Here is an 18,752-nt window from a genome sequence, read left to right on the forward strand (position 1 = left end):
CTGCCACCGATATTGCCCCCTTACCATGTCACGCAAACCCACCAAAGGCTATTTTGTTCGCGGAAAGTTCGTTGCCGAAGGCAGCGAGCTGGACCTTGAACTCAAGGCCGAACTCAAAGGCACCTACGACTCCACCAAGACCGACCTCAAGCGCGAAAGTGATGCGCTGCAGGATCTGGGCAAGGAGTTGATGACGCTGCGCAGCGACCTCTTCAAGCGCCTGCAGCTGTCCGACCAGTTGATCGATGCGCTGGCCGAGGCCAAGCGCATCACCAACTTCGAAGGCAAGCGCCGCCAGATGCAATATGTCGGCAAGCTCATGCGCAAGCTGACGCCTGAGCAGGTCGCAGCCGTGAAGCAGGCGCTGGACGAGCAGCGCAATGGCTCGGCCGGCGAAAAAATGTCGCTGCAGGTAGCCGAGCAATGGCGCGACCGCCTGATCGTCGAGGAAGCGGCCCTGTCCATCTGGCTGGAGCATTTCCCCGGCACCGATGTGCAACAGCTGCGCTCGCTGATCCGCCAGTCGCGCAAGGACATCGATAAAGCCAAGGAACAAGCCGCAGCAGCGGCCGCTGCCGCCGGCCCTGATGCCGAGCCCAAGGAAGTGAGCAAGGGCCGCGCCTACCGCGACCTGTTCCAGCTGGTGCGCGAGCAACTGGCCAGCGCCGGCAAGGCCGGTGCGAGCGCCAAGGACGACGGCGATGAGTGATGAGCCCGTATATCTTCACGATGCCGTGAAGATCGGCATTGTCTCCATCAGCGACCGTGCCAGCAGCGGCGTCTATGAAGACAAGGGCCTGCCCGCGCTGCAGCAATGGCTGAGCCGCGCGCTCAAGAACCCCATCCAGTTCGAGCCACGCCTGATTCCCGACGAGCAGGCCGGCATCAGCGCGGCACTGATCGAGCTGGTCGATGCGGGCTGCAGCCTGGTGCTGACCACCGGCGGCACCGGCCCCGCGCTGCGCGATGTGACGCCCGAGGCCACTTTGGCCGTGGCCCACAAGGAGATGCCGGGCTTTGGCGAGCAGATGCGCCAGATCAGCCTGGCCTTTGTGCCCACGGCCATCCTCTCGCGCCAGGTGGCGGTGATACGCGGCAGCAGCCTGATCATCAATCTGCCGGGCCAGCCCAAGGCGATTGCCGAGACGCTGGAAGGCCTCAAGGACGCCGACGGCCAATCCAGGATCAACGGTATTTTTGCCGCCGTGCCCTATTGCATCGACCTGATCGGCGGCCCCTATCTCGAGACCCATGACGAGATCTGCAAGGCCTTCCGCCCCAAGACCGCCATTCGAGCGCCCCGCACGGCATAGCCTGCAGCGCCAGGTGCAATCCCTGCCAAAACTTCCACAAAAGCAGCCTGAGGGCTGCTTTTTTCATGGCGCTGGCGCGGCCCGAATCTACAGGGCATTTCGCTGCAACAGCTACCAAAACAATAGCTTACTGCGCCACTAATCCATAGATTTCAGCAATAAAACCATCTGAAACCAATGAATAACAAGCGCTAACAGCTATCAAATCCGGTGTATCCCTTGGGATTTCCCGCAAGTGCTTGCCCCGATGCCAGACGCAATTGCCGCCCCTAGCATGTTTGCTGCGATGCAGCGACGGCGGCCACCCGCCGCCCGGACGCTGCACGCTCTCTCCACATTTCTCATAATTTTCAGGAGACTCCATGCATCGCTTGCCCCAGTCTGCACCCTCTGCCTGCCTGCTGGCTCTCGCCCTGACGGCGGCCTTTGCGGCCCCCGTCATGGCGCAGGAAAAAGTCAAGATCGGCTTCATCACCGACATGTCCAGCCTCTATGCCGATGTGGAAGGCAAGAACGGTGCCGTTGCCATACAGATGGCGATTGACGACTTTGGCGGCAAGGTACTGGGCAAGCCCATCGAGCTGCTGACGGCCGACCACCAGAACAAGGCCGATATCGCGGCCAGCAAGGCCCGCGAATGGATAGACACCCAGGGCATCAGCCTGGTGTTTGGTGGCACCAACTCCGCCACGGCCCTGGCCATGGCCAAGGTCGCCCAGGAGAAAAAACGCGTCTTCATCGACAACGGTGCGGGCAGCTCGGCGCTGACCAATGAACAGTGCAGCCCCTATACCGTGCACTATGCGTTCGATACCGTGGCCCTGGCCAAGGGCACGGGCGGCGCCGTGGTGGACACGGGCGGCAAGAGCTGGTTCTTCGTGACGGCCGACTATGCCTTCGGCCACGCCCTGGAAGCCGACACCAGCAAGATCATCGAAGCGCGCGGCGGCAAGGTGCTGGGCTCGGTCAAGACGCCGCTCAACGCCAGCGACTTCTCCAGCTTCATGCTGCAGGCACAGAACAGCAAGGCGCAGATTCTGGGCCTGGCCAATGCCGGCGGAGACACCATCAACTCCATCAAGGCAGCCAAGGAGTTCGGCGTCACCAAGAACATGAAGCTGGCCGGCCTGCTGGTCTTCTTCAGCGACATCCACAGCCTGGGCCTGAAGAACACCGAAGGCATGCAGTTCACCGCCCCCTGGTACTGGGACATGAACGACGGCTCGCGCAAGTTTGCCGACGCCTTCATGGCCAAGACCCAGCGCCGCCCCAGCGAGATCCAGGCCGCCGATTACTCGGCCACCATGAACTACCTCAAGGCCGTGGAAAAAGCCGGCACGCTCGATGCCGACAAGGTCATGGCCACCTTGAAAAGCACCAAGATCGACGACTTCTTCGGCCAGGGCTACATCCGTGAAGACGGCCGCTATGTGCACGATATGTACCTGATGCAGGTCAAGTCGCCGGCCGAATCCAAGGGCACCTGGGACTATTACAAGATCATCAAGAAACTGCCTGCCGAGCAGATCTGGACCACCAAGGCGGAAAGCAAATGCCAGTACTGGCGATAAAGCGGATTTGCGTGGACTAAAAAATGGGAGCTCAGGCTCCCATTTTCTTTACCCCATGGGCCATGCGAATGGCTGGCCCGCAGCGCAATACCCGAAAACTCCGAGCCTGAAATCAATGCAGACAAAATCCCGAATCGACGAATAAATCACATATTTAAAACACAAATTACAAAATAAAACATTCGAGTATTTCTGCGAGTTGAACTGCTATCAATTTAAAAGCAGCAATCCTTTTACAGTCATTAGATTCCAAAATTCCTTTGCCAAAATTCCCTGCTGCATTCAGGACTTGCAATTCATTCACATAACACCGGAATGCAGACTATCGCGCCATAGGTCTTTGTGTTGAGTCAATAAGCGCTTGGCACGCCCAATCAGGGATTGGGCAATTTCGTTGAGCCATGGTCCATGAGGCTCACGGACAAGGCTACACTGCGCCGCGCTTTATCGGCTTTACGCCTGTTTCACTACCTAAAAATAGGTAGTTTCTTTGACCCGTAGCAACGCAGCATGACTGCGAGTTGCGGCGCCCTGACTTCCAAACTCATGTTTCCACGCTGGACTCTGACTCTCCTGGCAAGCCTTGCCCTGACCGCCTGCGGCGGCGGTGGCTCGGGTGACTCCTCCCATGCCACGCCTCCTGGCACCGAAATCCCTGTGCAGCCCGGCACTCCCGGCGTCCCGCCTCCCGAGGTTGCGCCTCCTGAAGTCGATCCGCCTGCGGTACTGCCGCCGGTGACCGAGCCGCCGACCAGCAGCCGCATTGAGCAGGCCTTGCGCGCCGGCGACAGCCGCCTGCTGCTGGCCGAGGACCAGACGGAGCTGCTGCAATCGGCAACGCAGCTGATACAGCAGACCCGCTTGCAGCAGCAAAGACTGCTTGCCCAGTTGCTGGACGACAGCACGGCCGCGACCCTGGACTTCGGCAACAACAGCCAGCGCGTCAGCCCCTTGCTGTCGACCAGCGCCAGCCCGCTGCTGGTGGCCAACAACGGCAATGTGCTGGCCAGCATAGGAACAGCCCAGAATGGCCGCGCCCTGGCCTATGGCAAGGACCTGTTGGGGCAGCTCGCCACGGCCTCGGGCGCCAATCAGGCGCAGCTGCCTCTGTTCAAGCGCAGCTTCACCTGGCTTGCCACCGGCAAGGCGCAAGGTCCGCTGCCGGCCACGCTGCGCATGGCGGCGCAGAACTACAGCCAGGCCTCGGTCACGAGCCTGGTCGCCCGCCTGGGTAGCAAGGCCGAGATGGTGAGCTGCGCCATCACCGACCCCGCCAACAGTTGCTGGGAAAGCATCGATGTCTTTGTCTTCGGCCAGAACACGCCGTTCTCGGCATCGCTGAGCAACCAGGTCAGCCGCTACCTGCAGGCCGGCAAGGGCGTGATCTATCTGCACAGCAACTGGGGCGACTCGGCCGGCGGCCGACAGGTGCTTCAGGCCATGGGCATGGAGCTGGGCGGCTACGCCGGCAATTACTGGGCGCCCGCCGATGGCTACCAGATCGGCGGCAGGACCGCTGCCCAGCAGCGCCAGGCGGCCGATAGACTGGGGGCGCATGAGTCCGCGCTCGCAGCCTTGAAAAACGGCAGCAGTGCCGACTTCTCTGCGGACACCAGTCTGATCGGCGCTCTCGACGGCATCCGCAACGATCTGCTCGGCCAGGAAGGCCAGGGCATCGATCTGTTTGCCGACAACTACCATCTCAAGCCCTATATGGCAGCGCATCGCCGCCTCGTGCTCTGGGCCGATCTGGCACGCCGGCAGGTGGACTATGCGCAGGTGCGGCGCTCCGATGCCAGCGCTTTTTTCCGCACCATGGCGGCCGATACGCTGAGCTATGCCGTGCGCGAGCATGAGAGCACGCCGCTGAATTTTTCCGACTGGATGCCCAAGACCTCGACCAGCCTGGTCACCAGCGACAGCTGGGAAACCATCGAAGTCACCATTGCCCAGACCGATGGTCGCACGGCCATAGGCCGCGGCGCCGTGCCGGGCAAGACCGTGCAGGTGCAGATCGTGGACGCTGCGGATGCGGGACTCGCGCTGCGGGTCGGCAATATCCGCACGCGCGGCAATCCCCTGGCGCAGGAAAACTACACCAGACCGCGCTTTCCCGATGGGCACCAGGCGCGCCTGAGCCCGGGCCAGACGCTGAGCTACAGCACGGCCTGGGGCGGCCCGCTGTTTCTCAACTACTCTGGGGCCAAGGCCGGCAGCGTGGTCAAGCTGCGCGTACGCGGCAGCGTCAAATACGCGCATTTCGACTTCACGCGCAATCCCGGTGCACAGGAGATCGACGAGGCTGTGCAGGCGCTGCAACGCGGCGACTTTGGCTGGCAGACCTCCAAGATGGTGGGGGGCGAGGTACAGCAGACCATTGGCTACGCGCAAAGCGCCATCGGCAGCCACCATCCGCGCACCTATGTCGTGGAGCGCCTCAAGGGCATGATCTTCGACAGCAACCACCTGGCCAACGGCTACAACAATATGAGTGCCAGCGCCAATGTGAACAACGTCTGCGCGACGCTGGGCTGGGACTGCAGCGGCAGCATCCAGCGCGCGCCCGGCGTGCAGCATTTTGTCGGCTGGCTGGCGGCTTGCGGCTTTCTGTGCTCGGGCAATCCTTCGGACGGCGCCGCAGGCCTTGCCCCCGGATGGGGCTGGTGGCATGAGCTGGGCCACAACACCGTGATGCGCCATATGACGCTGCTGACCGCGGACGGCGGCGGCTGCCCCGTGGAATGCGACAACAACATCCTGGCCAATGCCAGTGCCCTGCGCCAGTACGCCATCACCAACGGCGCCGAGAACAACAGCGGCGAGCGCATAGACCATAAAAAGCTCTACCTGGACATCCAGGCGGCACGCGCCACAGGCAAGAGCGGCGATGCTCTGCAGGCCGATATGTTCCAGCGCTTCTGGACCAAGGCCAACAAGTCCGACAACGCCATGCGTGCCGTGCACTTTCAGCTGGCCTTCATCTACACCCGGGAACGCCTGGGCCAGGCCCAGCCGCAGCCTGCGGATGTGATCGACTTCCTGGGCCTGCTGGGTCGCGGCGAGCGCCTGATCTACAACGACGCCTACTGGAATGCCAACAAGAACGCGCTAGGCATGAAAGACTATGCCAGCCGGGACATCAGCAACCATGAGCTGCTCTACGTGCTGTCCAGCCGCATCATCGGCCGCGATATGCGTCCGGTCTTTGCCCATTACGGCATTCCTCTGAGCCCTGTCGCCCTGAGCTCGATTGCCGCGCACGGCATGGCCCAGCTCGGCCCCGAGTTCTATGCCATGGTGCCCGGCAAGGGCAACCAGCTGGAGCTGGGCCGCTGGGTGGATCTGACGAGCGGCGTCCCCAGCTACCCTTTCTGAGCCGAACGCCGCAGACCCTGCGGCATCGCTCGGCAAAAAAAGGCAGGCCTTTCGGCCTGCCTTTTTTTCATGGCGCCGGGTGCACCAGCTGCGCAGCCCCGCTTCAGCTCACGTCAACGTGCCGTGGTGTCCGTCGATGCATTGACGATGGGAATATAGAAGTCGCCACCGGCCTGATTGAACTCGGCCGCCTTGGCCTGCATGCCCGCGGCAATGCTGTGCTCGGCGCTCATGCCCTGCTGCTTGGCAAAGTCGCGCACCTCCTGGGTGATCTTCATGGAGCAGAACTTGGGTCCGCACATGGAGCAGAAATGAGCCACCTTGGCGCTGTCCTTGGGCAGGGTTTCGTCGTGGTAGGCCTGGGCCGTGTCGGGGTCCAGGCCCAGGTTGAACTGGTCCTGCCAGCGGAAGTCGAAGCGCGCCTGGGAAAGTGCATCGTCACGCGAGCGCGCGCCCGGGTGGCCCTTGGCGACATCGGCGGCATGGGCCGCAATCTTGTAGGCGATGATGCCCTGCTTGACGTCGTCGCGGTCGGGCAGGCCCAGATGCTCCTTGGGCGTGACATAGCACAGCATGGCCGTGCCGAACCAGCCGATCATGGCCGCGCCGATGGCCGACGCGATATGGTCGTAGCCGGGGGCGATGTCGATGGTCAGCGGGCCCAGGGTATAGAACGGAGCCTCGTGGCAGTGCTTGAGCTGCTCGGTCATGTTCTGCTGGATCATGTGCATGGGCACATGGCCCGGGCCTTCGATCATGGTCTGCACATCGTGCTTCCAGGCGATCTGCGTCAGCTCGCCCAGTGTGGCCAGTTCGGCAAACTGGGCATCGTCGTTGGCGTCGCTGGCGCAGCCGGGACGCAGGCCGTCGCCCAGCGAGAAGCTCACGTCATACTGCTTCATGATGTCGCAGATGTCCTCGAAATGCTCGTAGAGGAAGCTCTCGCGGTGGTGAGCCATGCACCACTTGGCCATGATGGAGCCGCCGCGCGAGACGATGCCGGTGCGGCGCTGCGCCGTGAGGTGGATATAGGCCAGGCGCACGCCGGCGTGGATGGTGAAGTAGTCCACGCCCTGCTCGGCCTGCTCGATCAGCGTGTCGCGGAAGATGGGCCAGGTCAGGTCTTCGGCAATGCCGCCGACCTTTTCCAGCGCCTGATAGATGGGAACGGTGCCGATGGGCACAGGCGAGTTGCGCACGATCCAGTCGCGCGTGGTGTGGATGTTCTTGCCGGTGGACAGATCCATCACATTGTCCGCGCCCCAGCGAATGGCCCAGACCAGTTTCTCAACCTCTTCCTCGATGCTGGAAGTCACGGCCGAATTGCCGATGTTGGCGTTGATCTTGACCTTGAAATTGCGGCCGATGGCCATGGGCTCGATTTCAGGGTGGTTGATATTGGCCGGAATGATGGCACGGCCACGCGCCACCTCATCGCGCACGAATTCGGGCGTGATGATCTTCGGGATCGCTGCGCCCAGGCTGTTGCCGGCCAGGCGCAGCTCGCGCGCCGCGTCCTGCTGGTACTGCGCCATCCATTCACGGCGACCGTTTTCGCGCAGAGCCACATATTCCATCTCGGGCGTGATGATGCCGCGCCTCGCATAGTGCATCTGGGTCACGTTCTGGCCTGATTTGGCACGGCGCGGCTGGCGCTGCAGCGCGGCCGCCTCGGCGCGCAGCTGGGCCACGCGCGCATCTTCCTCACCGCGCTTGCCGCCGTCGTCCAGCGCCACGCGCTGGCGGCCCACGTAGTACTCGCTGTCACCGCGCGCTTCGATCCAGGCGCTGCGCACGCCGGGCAGGCCCTGGCGCACGTCGATCTGCACGGCGGGGTCGGTATAGGGGCCCGAGGTGTCGTAGACGCTGACCTGCTCTCCATTGGTGAGCGCAATATCGCGCACCGGCACACGCAGCTGGGGGTGCAGCGCGCCGCTCAGATAGCTCTTGGTCGATGCCGGAAACGGCTGGCGCGACTGGGCCAGCAGCTCGGCAAAACGGGCGGCATCGGGGGCATGGCCTGCAGCAGGCGTGAAAATGGAATCAGGGGCGTTCATCGCAGTCTCCTCAAAGCGGTTGAAATGCATCAAACGCTCCGTGGAGTGCGGCCCTGCTCTGATCTTGCCCGGCACCGGACCCGCTAGGGGTGTCCGGCCTGTGCCGCCGAAATTCTGCAATTTCGGCCTGGTTCTTCACGCACCGGCTGCCCAGAAAAGACAAAACCCCAGTGCGCGAGGCGCCTGGGGTTTGCTGTGCCCATGGTTTTCAGGGCAGGCACTGATGCCGGCTGTCCTGTTCATCCATAGGCCCTGCGTCAGGGTCCCGCTCTTCTTCCGCCGGTATGAACCGGATCAAGTTCGTCGGGTTCGCCTGCACTGTTTTCACAGTGACTGGCATCTCAGCGCTTTCGCACACCCCGGAGCTGCACGCAGTATAGGCTGGTTTTGCCACAATTTGCGCACCATTGAAGCTGTTTAACTATCCTGACCCTCAAGCGCCTAATCCGCCCTTCAATCCAGCCCCTGCAGCACCAGCCATTCATGGCTGGCCGCGCGGCTTGCGCGCCACTGGTTGATGGGCGCGCTGACATCTTCGTAGCCCAGGGCAATGCCAAAGGCAATCTGGTAGCCATCCGGCAATGCCAGCTGTTCGATCAGCATGTCGTTGTACATGCGCCAAAAACCCTGGGCACAGGTGGCCAGACCTTTTTCCACGGCCAGCAGCATGAAGGACTGCAGATAAATCCCCAGATCCACCCATTGCGCATAACCCATGCGCTCTTCCACCGCCACAAAAATGCCCACGGGCGCACCGAACATCTGGCCGTTCTTGGCCAGCTGGGCCAGTCGTGCGGCCTTGTCCTCGCGGCCGATATTGAGTGAGCGATACAGATCCTCGCCGTTTTCAAAACGGCGGCTGCGATAGGGCTCCCACAGTCCGGGCGGATAGGACAGTCCGGGGCGCGGCACGGCCTCGGTCTGTCCGGCCTTGGCACACAAATCCTTGAGCGTCTGGCCACCCACGGCGGTCACACGCCAGGGTTGCATATTGCCGCCGGACGCGGCCTGCGCGGCAGTCTCCAGCAAGTCCCGCACCGTGGCTGCGGCCACGGTCTGGGGCAGAAAAGCGCGTACCGAGCGGCGCTGCTGCAATGCTTGACGAATATCCATCTCTTGTTCTTTCCAAATTTGCTGCACGGCAGTGTAGAAGCCTGCGGCATTTTCCCGAGTCGCACCGGATACCTTGTCGCAGCCGCCCCGGTGCTTGCCCTGATGGCGCGGCCTGCGCCAGCTGCGACCATGCTGGCTGCCCGTCGCAGTGACCGGGTACCCACCATCTCAGGAGATGACTCTGATGAAGCCTCGCTCTGTTTGCTCCGCTACCGCTTTCTCCCCCAGAACATTGACGCTGGCATTGGGCTGCCTGCTGGCCGCTGCAGGCGCTCAGGCGCAGGACAAGATTCGCATCGGCTTCATCACCGATATGTCGGGCCTGTACTCCGACGTGGACGGCAAGGGTGGCGCTCTGGCCGTGCAGATGGCCGTGGACGACTTCGGCGGCAAGCTGCTGGGCAAGCCCATCGAGGTGCTGACGGCCGACCACCAGAACAAGGCCGATATCGCGGCCAGCAAGGCGCGCGAGTGGTTCGACACCCAGGGCATGAGCATGCTGATCGGCGGCACCACTTCCAGCGCCGGGCTGGCCATGGGCAAGGTGGCCGACGAGAAGAAAAAGGTCTACATCATCAACGGCGCGGGCACCTCGGCGCTGACCAACGAGCAGTGCAGCCCCTATTTTGTGCACTATGCCTACGACACCGTGGCACTGGCCAAGGGCACGGGCAAGGCAGTGGTGGAACTGGGCGGCAAGAACTGGTTCTTTCTGACGGCCGACTATGCCTTTGGCCAGGCCCTGGAGGCCGACACCACCCGCGTCATCAATGCCACCGGCGGCAAGGTGCTGGGCAATGTAAAGCACCCGCTGAACACGGCCGACTTCTCCTCCTTCCTGCTGCAGGCCCAGAACTCCAAAGCCCAGATCCTGGGTCTGGCCAACGCCGGCGGCGACACCATCAATGCCATCAAGTCGGCTCGCGAGTTCGGCCTGACCAAGACCATGAAGCTGGCCGGCCTGCTGCTGTTCAGCTCCGACATCCACAGCCTGGGCCTCAAGGCCACCGAAGGCCTGATGTTCACCGACAGCTGGTATTGGGACCTGAATCCCGAAAGCCGCAAGTTCTCGGACCGCTTCTTTGCCAAGTTCAAGAAGATGCCCACCTCGCTGCAGGCCGCCAACTACTCGGCCGCCATGCAGTATCTGAAGCTGGCCGAGAAGCTGGGCACGACGGATGCCGACAAGATCATGGCCGGCTTCAAGGCCACGCCGCTGTCGGACTTCTATGCCAAGGGCGTGGTTCGCCCCGATGGCCGCTATGCCCACGACATGTATCTGCTGCAGGTCAAGGCGCCGGCCGAATCGAAGAAGGCCTGGGATTACTTCAAGGTGCTCAAGAACCTGCCCGGCGACCAGGTCTTCACCACCAAGGAAGAAAGCAAGTGCGCTCTGTGGAAGTAAGCGACCGGCATTGAGAAAAAGAAGCCGGGCTGCCTGCATGGCGCCCGGCCTCATGCCTTGCGCTTCGTCGTCGGCACCGCCTTCTTGTCATGCGAGAAGAAGCGTCAAGCGACTGCCCACACCGGCATCAAGACAAGGCTCATTCGAACCCAGGCATCTCGCACCAGTCCCCAAGCCCGGCCCGGGTGGAGCGCCACTGGTTGATGGGTGCCGCGCTGTCCTCATAGCCCAGTGCCATGCCAAAAGCGATCTGGTAGCCCTGCGGCAGCGCCAGATGCCGGCTCACAAAATCGCTGTAATTGCGCCAGAAGCCCTGGGCGCAGGTGGCCAGCCCCTTTCCGGTCGCCAGCAGCATCAGCGATTGCAGATAGATTCCCAGATCCACCCACTGCGCATGCAGCATGCGGCTGTCGACGGCGGTGAATACGCCCACCGGCGCGCCAAACATATGGGTATTGCGGGCTAGCTGCTGCTGCCGCCCACTCCTGTCCTCACGCCCTATGCCTATGGAACGATAGAGCTCCTCGCCATTGTCAAAGCGGCGGCTGCGATAGGGCTCCCAGAGCTGCGCCGGATAGACCAGGGCCGCATCGCAGTCGGGTGTCGCCGCAGGCATGGCCTGGCGCAAGGCTTGAAGGCTGTCCCCCGTCAGCGCTATCACGCGCCAGGGCTGGAGGTTGCCGCCGGAAGCCGCCTGTCCGGCCTGCGCCAGCAAATCCCTGACCAGCGCCGCATCCACCGTCCTTGGCAAAAAAGCACGCACCGAATGGCGCTGCTGCATGGCCTGTTCCACATTCATCATTGCTTGCCTTGGGGTTGAGTTGGCAGGCAGTCTCGGCCGGACGGACAGGGCCTTCGCCCCTCAAATCGACTACGGGCAAGCACCATGAAAAAAGCCAACGACAGGCGTTGGCTTTCACCAGCAGAGCTAGAAGCATCAGCGATCCATGGACAAGCGCTTGGGTTTACTTACCCAGAATCTGATCGATCTTGTCTTTCTGGAAGGCCTCGGGGCGCTCCGACTCGCAGGGCATACAGTCCTTGACATGGCCTTGAATCGAGAGCTTCTCGATGGCGGCCCACAGCAGCGCGATCTGCTTTTCATGACCGGCAGCGCCTTCGGACAGAGAGCGCATGGCCTGGGCCACGGGGTCGATTTCGGCCGTCACGCCATAGGCTGTGAAGCCGCTCTTGCCGCAATCCTCGTCGACCACGACAGCCGCTTGCGCCTTGGCCTCGACCTTGGGAGCCAGCTCATGCTCGGTCACATCGGCGCTTTGCCCGGTCTTGCTGGGAATGATGCGCGCCGGAATGCCGACGGCCGTGGCACCTGCAGGCACGGGCTTGATGACCACGGCATTGCTGCCGATCTTGGCCCCATCGCCCACCTCGAAGCCGCCCAGCACCTTGGCGCCGGCGCTGACCACCACGTTCTTGCCCAGGGTCGGGTGGCGCTTGGCGCCCTTGTACAAAGAGGTACCGCCCAGGGTCACACCGTGATAGATGGTGCAGCCATCGCCCACCACGGCGGTTTCGCCGATCACGACACCCATGCCGTGATCGATGAAGACCTCACGACCGATGACGGCGCCAGGGTGGATTTCAATGCCGGTGAACCAGCGCCCCATATGCGAGATGAAGCGGCCCAGCCATTTGAAGCCATGCGTCCAGCACCAGTGCGCAGGGCGCTGCAGCCAGATGGCGTGCAGCCCCGGATAACAGGTGATGACCTCCCAGGTGCTGCGGGCCGCAGGGTCGCGGTCAAGAATGCACTGGATGTCGGAGCGCAGGCGATCAAGCATCAAATAACAACGTGAGGAAATGTTTAGCTTGTGAAGTCTAGCGGGTTGGTGGCTGGCTCTGCAGCATGGCTTTGGCAACACCGCGAAGAATATGGATTTCTTCCTGGGTCAGCTGCGCGCGGTTGAAAAGCTGGTTAAGCCGGGGCATGAGCTTCTTGGGCGCTGCCGGGTCCAGAAAGCCGATATGGGCCAGGGCCTGCTCCCAGTGGCCCAGCATGCCCTGCACCTGGGCCATGTCGGCGCGATTCGCCTCGGGCGTGTGCTCCACCACGGGAAAACCACCCAGTGCCACGCGCCAGTCATAGGCAACGACCTGAATGGCCGAACCCAGATTGAGCGAGCCGAACTGCGGATTGGACGGAATCGACAGCGCCACATCGCAGCGGTAGACATCGTCGTTGCTCATGCCAAAGCGCTCGCAACCGAACAGAAAGGCCACGCCCTTTTGGTTGCAGACAGCATCGGGCGTGCGCTGGTTATCGGTCAGACCGGCGTCCTCCGAGGGGACAGAGCGTGCATCAAGCTCTCCTTTCAGGAGCAACTCGAAATGCTCGCGCGGAGTGCGTGTGGGCGGGCCGAAGTCGCGTGGCGTCATCGCCGTCGCGCACATATGGCTGATGCCGTCCAGGGCTTCCTCCAGGGTGTCGACCACGCGAGCCTTGTCCAGCACATCCAGTGCTCCGCTGGCACGCTGAATGGTTTCTTCCTTGCGCAGCACGTTCTTGTAGCGCGGGCGCACCAGCACCAGGTCGTCAAAACCCATGGTCTTGAGCGCTCGGGCGGCTGCGCCCACATTGCCGGCATGGCTGGTTTCAATCAGTACGAATCGGGTTTTCATCAACGCAGAACAATGCAAAAGGCCCCACTTGTGGCCTTGATAAGACAGCAGACTACGCTACCTGCTCTCTCTCGCATCCGCGAGTGCCGCAGAGAAGACCCTCGGGTCGCCGGGACGAACAAGCAAAAAAAGCGCAGCCTGGGTAGAATTGCGCCCATTGTCGCCGCCCCGCATCGCCGGTCGCGGCTTTTACGTTCTTACCCGCGTAGTTCAGCCCAGTTTTGCTCCGGGCTGCATCGCCAACGCACTCACAATTTATGTCGAACTCCCTGCACCCCATGCTCAACGTGGCCATCAAGGCTGCTCGCGCCGCTGGCGCCCTCATCAACCGTGCCGCACTGGATGTGGAATCGGTGCGCGTTGCGCAAAAGCAGGTGAACGACTTTGTGACCGAGGTAGACCAGGCGGCCGAGCGCATCATCATTGAGACGCTGCTCAACGCCTACCCCCAGCATTCCATCCTGGCCGAAGAATCGGGCAGCGAGCATGGTGCCAAGAACTCCGACCATGTCTGGATCATCGATCCCCTGGACGGCACCACCAACTTCATCCACGGCTTCCCCGTGTACTGCGTGAGCATTGCCCTGGCCTACAAGGGCAAGATCGAGCACGCCGTGATCTATGACCCCAGCCGCAACGACCTGTTCACGGCCACCAAGGGCCGTGGTGCCTATCTGAACGAGCGCCGCATCCGCGTCTCCAAGCGCACCCAGCTGCGTGATTGCCTGATCTCCACGGGCTTCCCCTTCCGCCGTGGCGACAACTTCAAGCAATACATGCTGATGCTGGGCGAAGTCATGCAGCGCACGGCCGGCGTTCGTCGCCCCGGCTCCGCCGCCCTGGACCTGGCCTATGTGGCTGCCGGCTTTGCCGACGGCTTCTTTGAGTCCGGCCTGTCCATCTGGGACGTGGCTGCCGGCTCTTTGCTGGTCAGCGAGGCCGGTGGTCTGGTGGGCAACTTCACGGGTGAAGCCGACTTCCTGGAACAACGCGAAATCCTGGCCGCCAACCCACGCATCTATGGCTCGCTGATTCCCGTGCTGGGCAAGTTCAGCAAGTTCGCCACCGCTGGTGAAAAAGCGGCTGTGCGTCAGGCTGTCAAGACTGGTGAATTCGAAGCCCTGGCCGAAGAAGATGCCGAGGCGGTGGCCGAAGAAGGCCAGAAGAGCGCAGAATAAAAAGGCGGTCGCCCCACGACTGCGGAAAGGGCCTGGTCCGGTGGACCGGGCCCTTTTTTTTATGCCGCCAGGCCGCCCCAGTCAATAAGCACTCCTTGGGGGCCGCGCCCACAAGCAGTGGACAAGCGCTGGAGGTGTACTTTTTCTCCACAGAATCCACAAACTCCCGGTCCAGAATCTGCCCGACGATAAATGGGCACAACAATATGATGGACTTCTTCAGCCAGCACTGGGCGCTGGCCATTGACTGGGTATCCGTGCATGCGGTGACTCCCGTGGTCGACGCACTCCATATTGCCGAGGCAGCGGGCGATCCGCGCGAGATAGCCGCCGGCATCCTGATCGCGCTGGTGCAGCTGTTCCTCATTGGTGGCGTGATGCGGCCACTGGAGAGCCTGATCCCCGCCGAACGCTGGGCCGACCGCCGCCACACGTCGGTGGATCGCAACTACACCCTGCTCATGCTGCTGGGCCTGTTTCCGCTGTTCAGCTTCTTGATCCTCATGCCGGTCGCCCATATGCTGGGCGGCGGCCCGTCCACTTCGGAGGCCAGCGGCCTCAAGGCCTGGTTGCCCTGGTTTGAAGGCCACCCCTATATATTGTTTGCCGTGTACTACGTGGTCTACGACCTCACGTATTACTGGATGCACCGCGCCCAGCACGTCATCCCCTGGTGGTGGGCCATGCACAGCATGCACCACAGCCAGCGCCAGATGAGCTGCTGGAGCAACGACCGCAGCAACTATCTGGACGGCATGCTGCAAAGCTTTGTGCTGGCCAGCGTGGGTCTGGCCATGGGTGTGGAGCCGTCCGAGTTCGCCATGCTGGGCCTGCTCAGCGAGCTGGTGCAGAACTTCTCCCATGCCAATGTAGCGCTGCGTCTGGGCTGGCTGGGCAAAATGGGCGAGCGCCTGCTGGTCGGCCCACGCTTTCACCGCAACCACCATATGCTGCGCGATGCCGAGCGCCCCGAGCGCCACAATTGCAACTTCGGCCAGGTTCTGCCCTGGTGGGATCAGTTGTTCGGCACCGCCCTCTATCACGCCGAGGAACTACGCCCCACGGGCGTGAGCGACCCCGAGGTCGATGCCGACAACGAGCGCGGCCTGATCGCCATGCAGTGGTACACCTTGAAGCGTTTCTGGGGAGCCTTCAGTTGCCGCGCGGGCTGGAGGCTGGGCGATGTGTCCTTCGGCCCGGGCTACCGCCCCATTCATGACGACGATCAAGGCTCCGGCTCTCAACCCGAGCAAGGCGTGCAGACCGCCTCTGCCAAATAGCCAAAAAACAGCCATGCCCCCTGCTATTGGGCATCACGGATAATGCAGCATTCGGCGCCCGCCCAGCACCGGCGCGGCGCCCCCTGTTTTGCATACCGCTGAAGCGATGACCCAGAAAAGCACAGAATCCCCGTCGCTGCCCTACTCCCCAGACATGACTGACCTCTCGGCGCATACGCCGATGATGCAGCAGTACTTCAAGCTCAAAGCCGACTACCCCGACACGCTGGTTTTCTACCGCATGGGTGACTTTTACGAGCTGTTCTTTGGCGATGCCGAAAAGGTCACGCGCCTGCTGGACATCACGCTGACCTCGCGCGGCCAGACAGCCGGTCAACCCATACCCATGGCGGGCGTACCTTTTCACGCCCTGGAAAACTATCTGGGCCGCCTGATCAAGATGGGCGAGTCGGTGGCGATCTGCGAGCAGGTCGGCGAGATCGGCGTGGGCAAGGGCCCGGTGGAGCGCAAGGTGGTGCGCGTGGTCACGCCCGGCACGCTGACGGACAGCGAACTGCTTTCCGACAAGAGCGAAGCCATCCTGGTCGCCGTGCACACCGCCGGTCGCCAGCGCTGTGGCCTGGCCTGGATGGCCGTGACCCAGGGCCGCATCCATATGGCCGAATGCGCGGCCGATGATCTCGGCGCCTGGCTGTCGCGCATTGCGCCCAGCGAGGTGATCTACAGCGCAGGCGTGACCGAGCGCTTCGAGCAGGCATTGTTTGCCGTCAAGCACAGCAGCGCCATCAGCTGCCCTCTGTCACCCCGCCCTGACTGGCAGTTTGACTCGGGTCTGGGCGAGCGCAAGCTGCTGGAGCTGCTGGGCGCGGCCAGCCTCAAGGCCTGGGAGGCCGAAGGTCTGCCGCTGGCCCATGGTGCCAGTGCCGCCCTGCTGTCCTATGCCGAACATACCCAGGGCCGCAATCTCACGCACATCCACGCCATCCAGGTGCAGCGCGACGACGAGCTGATTGCGCTGCCGCTGGCCACGCGCCGCAATCTGGAGCTGGTCAAGACGCTGCGCGGCGAAGATGCTCCCACGCTGTTTTCGCTGCTGGACAGCTGCATGACCGGCATGGGCAGTCGCTTGCTCAAGACCTGGCTGCTGGAGCCCGAGCGCAATCGCAAGGCAGCCATGCAACGCCTGGAAGCGATTGGCGTGCTGCGCGGCACAGGTGCTGGCATGCCGCCCTGGCAAGCCCTGCGTTCCGAGCTCAAGGGCGTGAGCGACGTGGAGCGCATCACGGCCCGCATCGCCTTGCGCCAGGTGCGCCCGCGCGAGCTGGTGGGCCTGTCCAAAACGCTGGAGAAAGCGAAGCTGCTGGCGCAGTCCGGACAGGCTCCGTCGGCCTATCTGACGCAGATCTTCAGCGACCTGATGCCACCCGAAGGCTGCGCCGAGCTGCTGGCGCGCGCTATTCATGAAGAGCCCGCAGCCCTGGTGCGTGACGGCGGCGTGATCGCCACGGGCTTTGACGCCGAACTCGACGAGCTGCGCGCCATACAGAACAATTGCGACGAGTTTCTGCTGGAGCTGGAGGCCAAGGAAAAGCTGCTCACCGGCATTCCCAACCTGCGCGTGCAGTTCAACAAGGTGCATGGCTTCTATATCGAGGTCACCAACAGCTACAAGGATGCGGTACCCGAGCGTTTTCGCCGCCGCCAGACGCTCAAGAACGCCGAGCGCTACATCACGCCCGAACTCAAGGCCTTCGAGGACAAGGCCTTGTCGGCCCAGGAGCGAGCGCTGCAGCGCGAGAAGTTCCTGTTCGAGCAGATGCTCGACCAGCTTCAGCCCCATGTGCCTCAGCTCACGCGCGTGGCTCAGGCGATTGCCGCACTGGACGTTCTGTGCACGCTGGCCGAGCGCTCTCTGACACTGAACTGGGCCGAGCCGCAGTTCGTCAGCCAGCCCTGCATAGAGATCGAGGCCGGCCGCCACCCCGTGGTGGAAGCACGCATGGCCGAGACCTCCAGCGGCAGCTTCATCGCCAACCACACGCGCATGAATCTCAACACGCGCATGCAGATCATCACCGGCCCGAATATGGGCGGCAAATCGACCTATATGCGCCAGGTGGCCTTGATCGTGCTGCTGGCCAGCATGGGCAGCTATGTGCCCGCCAGCGCTTGCCGCCTGGGGCCCATCGATGCCATCCACACGCGCATCGGCGCCGCCGACGACCTGGCCAATGCCCAGTCCACCTTCATGATGGAGATGACCGAGGCCGCGCAGATTCTGCATTCGGCCACGCCCCACTCCCTGGTGCTGATGGACGAGATCGGTCGCGGCACCAGCACCTTCGACGGACTGGCCCTGGCCAGCGGCATTGCCAGCCAGTTGCATGACAAGACCAAGGCGTTCACGCTGTTTGCCACGCACTACTTCGAGCTGACCGAGCTGCCCGCCAAGGCCAAGGCCGCCGTCAACGTGCATGTCAGCGCCGCAGAGTCGGGCAGCGACATCGTGTTTCTGCACGAGATCCAGGCCGGCCCCGCCAGCCGCAGCTACGGCATCCAGGTCGCCAAGCTGGCCGGCATGCCCGCAGGCGTTCTCAACCATGCGCGCCATGCGCTGGAAGCCCTCGAATCCCAGGCCGGCGAGAACGAGCTGCAGGTCAACCTGTTCGATGCCCCGGAGCTGGTGGACGCAAGCGCCGCCCTCAGCGCGCTGGACCAGGCCATGGCCGACGTCAACCCCGATGCGCTGAGCCCGCGCGAAGCGCTGGAAGTGCTCTACCAGCTCAAGAAACTGAGCACCAGCGCCGCCTGAGAACACGTTCTAAGCCTAGCGGACTCAAGCCCGGGCCTGATCTCTTC

The 18,752-nt window shown here is 62.8% G+C and carries 13 protein-coding genes and 1 riboswitch; of the genes, 8 read left to right on the forward strand and 5 right to left on the reverse strand.

Annotated elements, in window-relative coordinates; all coding sequences use genetic code 11:
- Positions 1-25 precede the first annotated feature (25 nt).
- From yjgA to P353_RS11005, 4 genes are all read left to right on the forward strand, one after another.
- The gene (yjgA, locus tag P353_RS10990) at positions 26-709 is read left to right on the forward strand and encodes a ribosome biogenesis factor YjgA (protein WP_034369047.1); all 684 of its coding nucleotides are present in this window, start codon (positions 26-28) and stop codon (positions 707-709) included.
- Complete coding sequence (mog, locus tag P353_RS10995) at positions 702-1,313, forward strand: molybdopterin adenylyltransferase (RefSeq protein ID WP_034369048.1); 612 nt, start codon at positions 702-704, stop codon at positions 1,311-1,313. The genes yjgA and mog overlap by 8 nt, the downstream gene beginning before the upstream one ends.
- Positions 1,314-1,675: 362 nt before the next feature.
- On the forward strand, positions 1,676-2,884 hold the full coding sequence (locus P353_RS11000; RefSeq protein ID WP_034369050.1) for an ABC transporter substrate-binding protein: 1,209 nt from the start codon (positions 1,676-1,678) through the stop codon (positions 2,882-2,884).
- 510 nt (positions 2,885-3,394) lie between these two features.
- Positions 3,395-6,259: an ImpA family metalloprotease gene (locus P353_RS11005; protein ID WP_232776418.1), complete on the forward strand. Its 2,865-nt coding sequence runs from the start codon at positions 3,395-3,397 to the stop codon at positions 6,257-6,259.
- Positions 6,260-6,372: 113 nt separating this feature from the next.
- Here the strand turns inward: P353_RS11005 and thiC are convergent, their stop codons facing one another.
- A complete protein-coding gene (gene thiC / locus P353_RS11010; RefSeq protein WP_034369185.1) occupies positions 6,373-8,316 on the reverse strand; it encodes a phosphomethylpyrimidine synthase ThiC in 1,944 nt (647 codons plus the stop codon).
- 254 nt (positions 8,317-8,570) lie between these two features.
- Positions 8,571-8,688, reverse strand: a riboswitch (TPP riboswitch).
- 81 nt (positions 8,689-8,769) lie between these two features.
- Positions 8,770-9,429, reverse strand: a complete 660-nt coding sequence (locus P353_RS11015) for a nitroreductase (protein ID WP_034369054.1) — start codon at positions 9,427-9,429, stop codon at positions 8,770-8,772.
- A 184-nt stretch (positions 9,430-9,613) separates the two neighbouring features.
- Here P353_RS11015 and P353_RS11020 point away from each other — a divergent pair, with 184 nt between their 5' ends.
- Positions 9,614-10,834, forward strand: a complete 1,221-nt coding sequence (locus P353_RS11020; protein WP_052084827.1) for an ABC transporter substrate-binding protein — start codon at positions 9,614-9,616, stop codon at positions 10,832-10,834.
- A 139-nt stretch (positions 10,835-10,973) separates the two neighbouring features.
- Here the strand turns inward: P353_RS11020 and P353_RS11025 are convergent, their stop codons facing one another.
- From P353_RS11025 to P353_RS11035, 3 genes are all read right to left on the reverse strand, one after another.
- Complete coding sequence (locus P353_RS11025) at positions 10,974-11,633, reverse strand: nitroreductase (RefSeq protein ID WP_034369187.1); 660 nt, start codon at positions 11,631-11,633, stop codon at positions 10,974-10,976.
- A gap of 166 nt (positions 11,634-11,799) precedes the next feature.
- On the reverse strand, positions 11,800-12,636 hold the full coding sequence (gene cysE / locus P353_RS11030) for a serine O-acetyltransferase (protein WP_034369057.1): 837 nt from the start codon (positions 12,634-12,636) through the stop codon (positions 11,800-11,802).
- A 37-nt stretch (positions 12,637-12,673) separates the two neighbouring features.
- Entirely contained in the window at positions 12,674-13,474 is an 801-nt protein-coding gene (locus tag P353_RS11035; RefSeq protein ID WP_034369059.1) for an RNA methyltransferase, read from the reverse strand.
- A 257-nt stretch (positions 13,475-13,731) separates the two neighbouring features.
- On the opposite strand from P353_RS11035, the gene P353_RS11040 reads away from it, so the two are divergent.
- From P353_RS11040 to mutS, 3 genes are all read left to right on the forward strand, one after another.
- On the forward strand, positions 13,732-14,652 hold the full coding sequence (locus P353_RS11040; protein WP_034369061.1) for an inositol monophosphatase family protein: 921 nt from the start codon (positions 13,732-13,734) through the stop codon (positions 14,650-14,652).
- Positions 14,653-14,858: 206 nt separating this feature from the next.
- The gene (locus tag P353_RS11045) at positions 14,859-15,932 is read left to right on the forward strand and encodes a sterol desaturase family protein (protein WP_080750511.1); all 1,074 of its coding nucleotides are present in this window, start codon (positions 14,859-14,861) and stop codon (positions 15,930-15,932) included.
- A 154-nt stretch (positions 15,933-16,086) separates the two neighbouring features.
- Complete coding sequence (mutS, locus tag P353_RS11050; RefSeq protein ID WP_420093381.1) at positions 16,087-18,705, forward strand: DNA mismatch repair protein MutS; 2,619 nt, start codon at positions 16,087-16,089, stop codon at positions 18,703-18,705.
- The last annotated feature ends 47 nt before the right edge of the window (positions 18,706-18,752 follow it).

The organism is Comamonas testosteroni, from assembly GCF_000761245.1.
GTDB lineage: Bacteria > Pseudomonadota > Gammaproteobacteria > Burkholderiales > Burkholderiaceae_C > Comamonas > Comamonas testosteroni_C.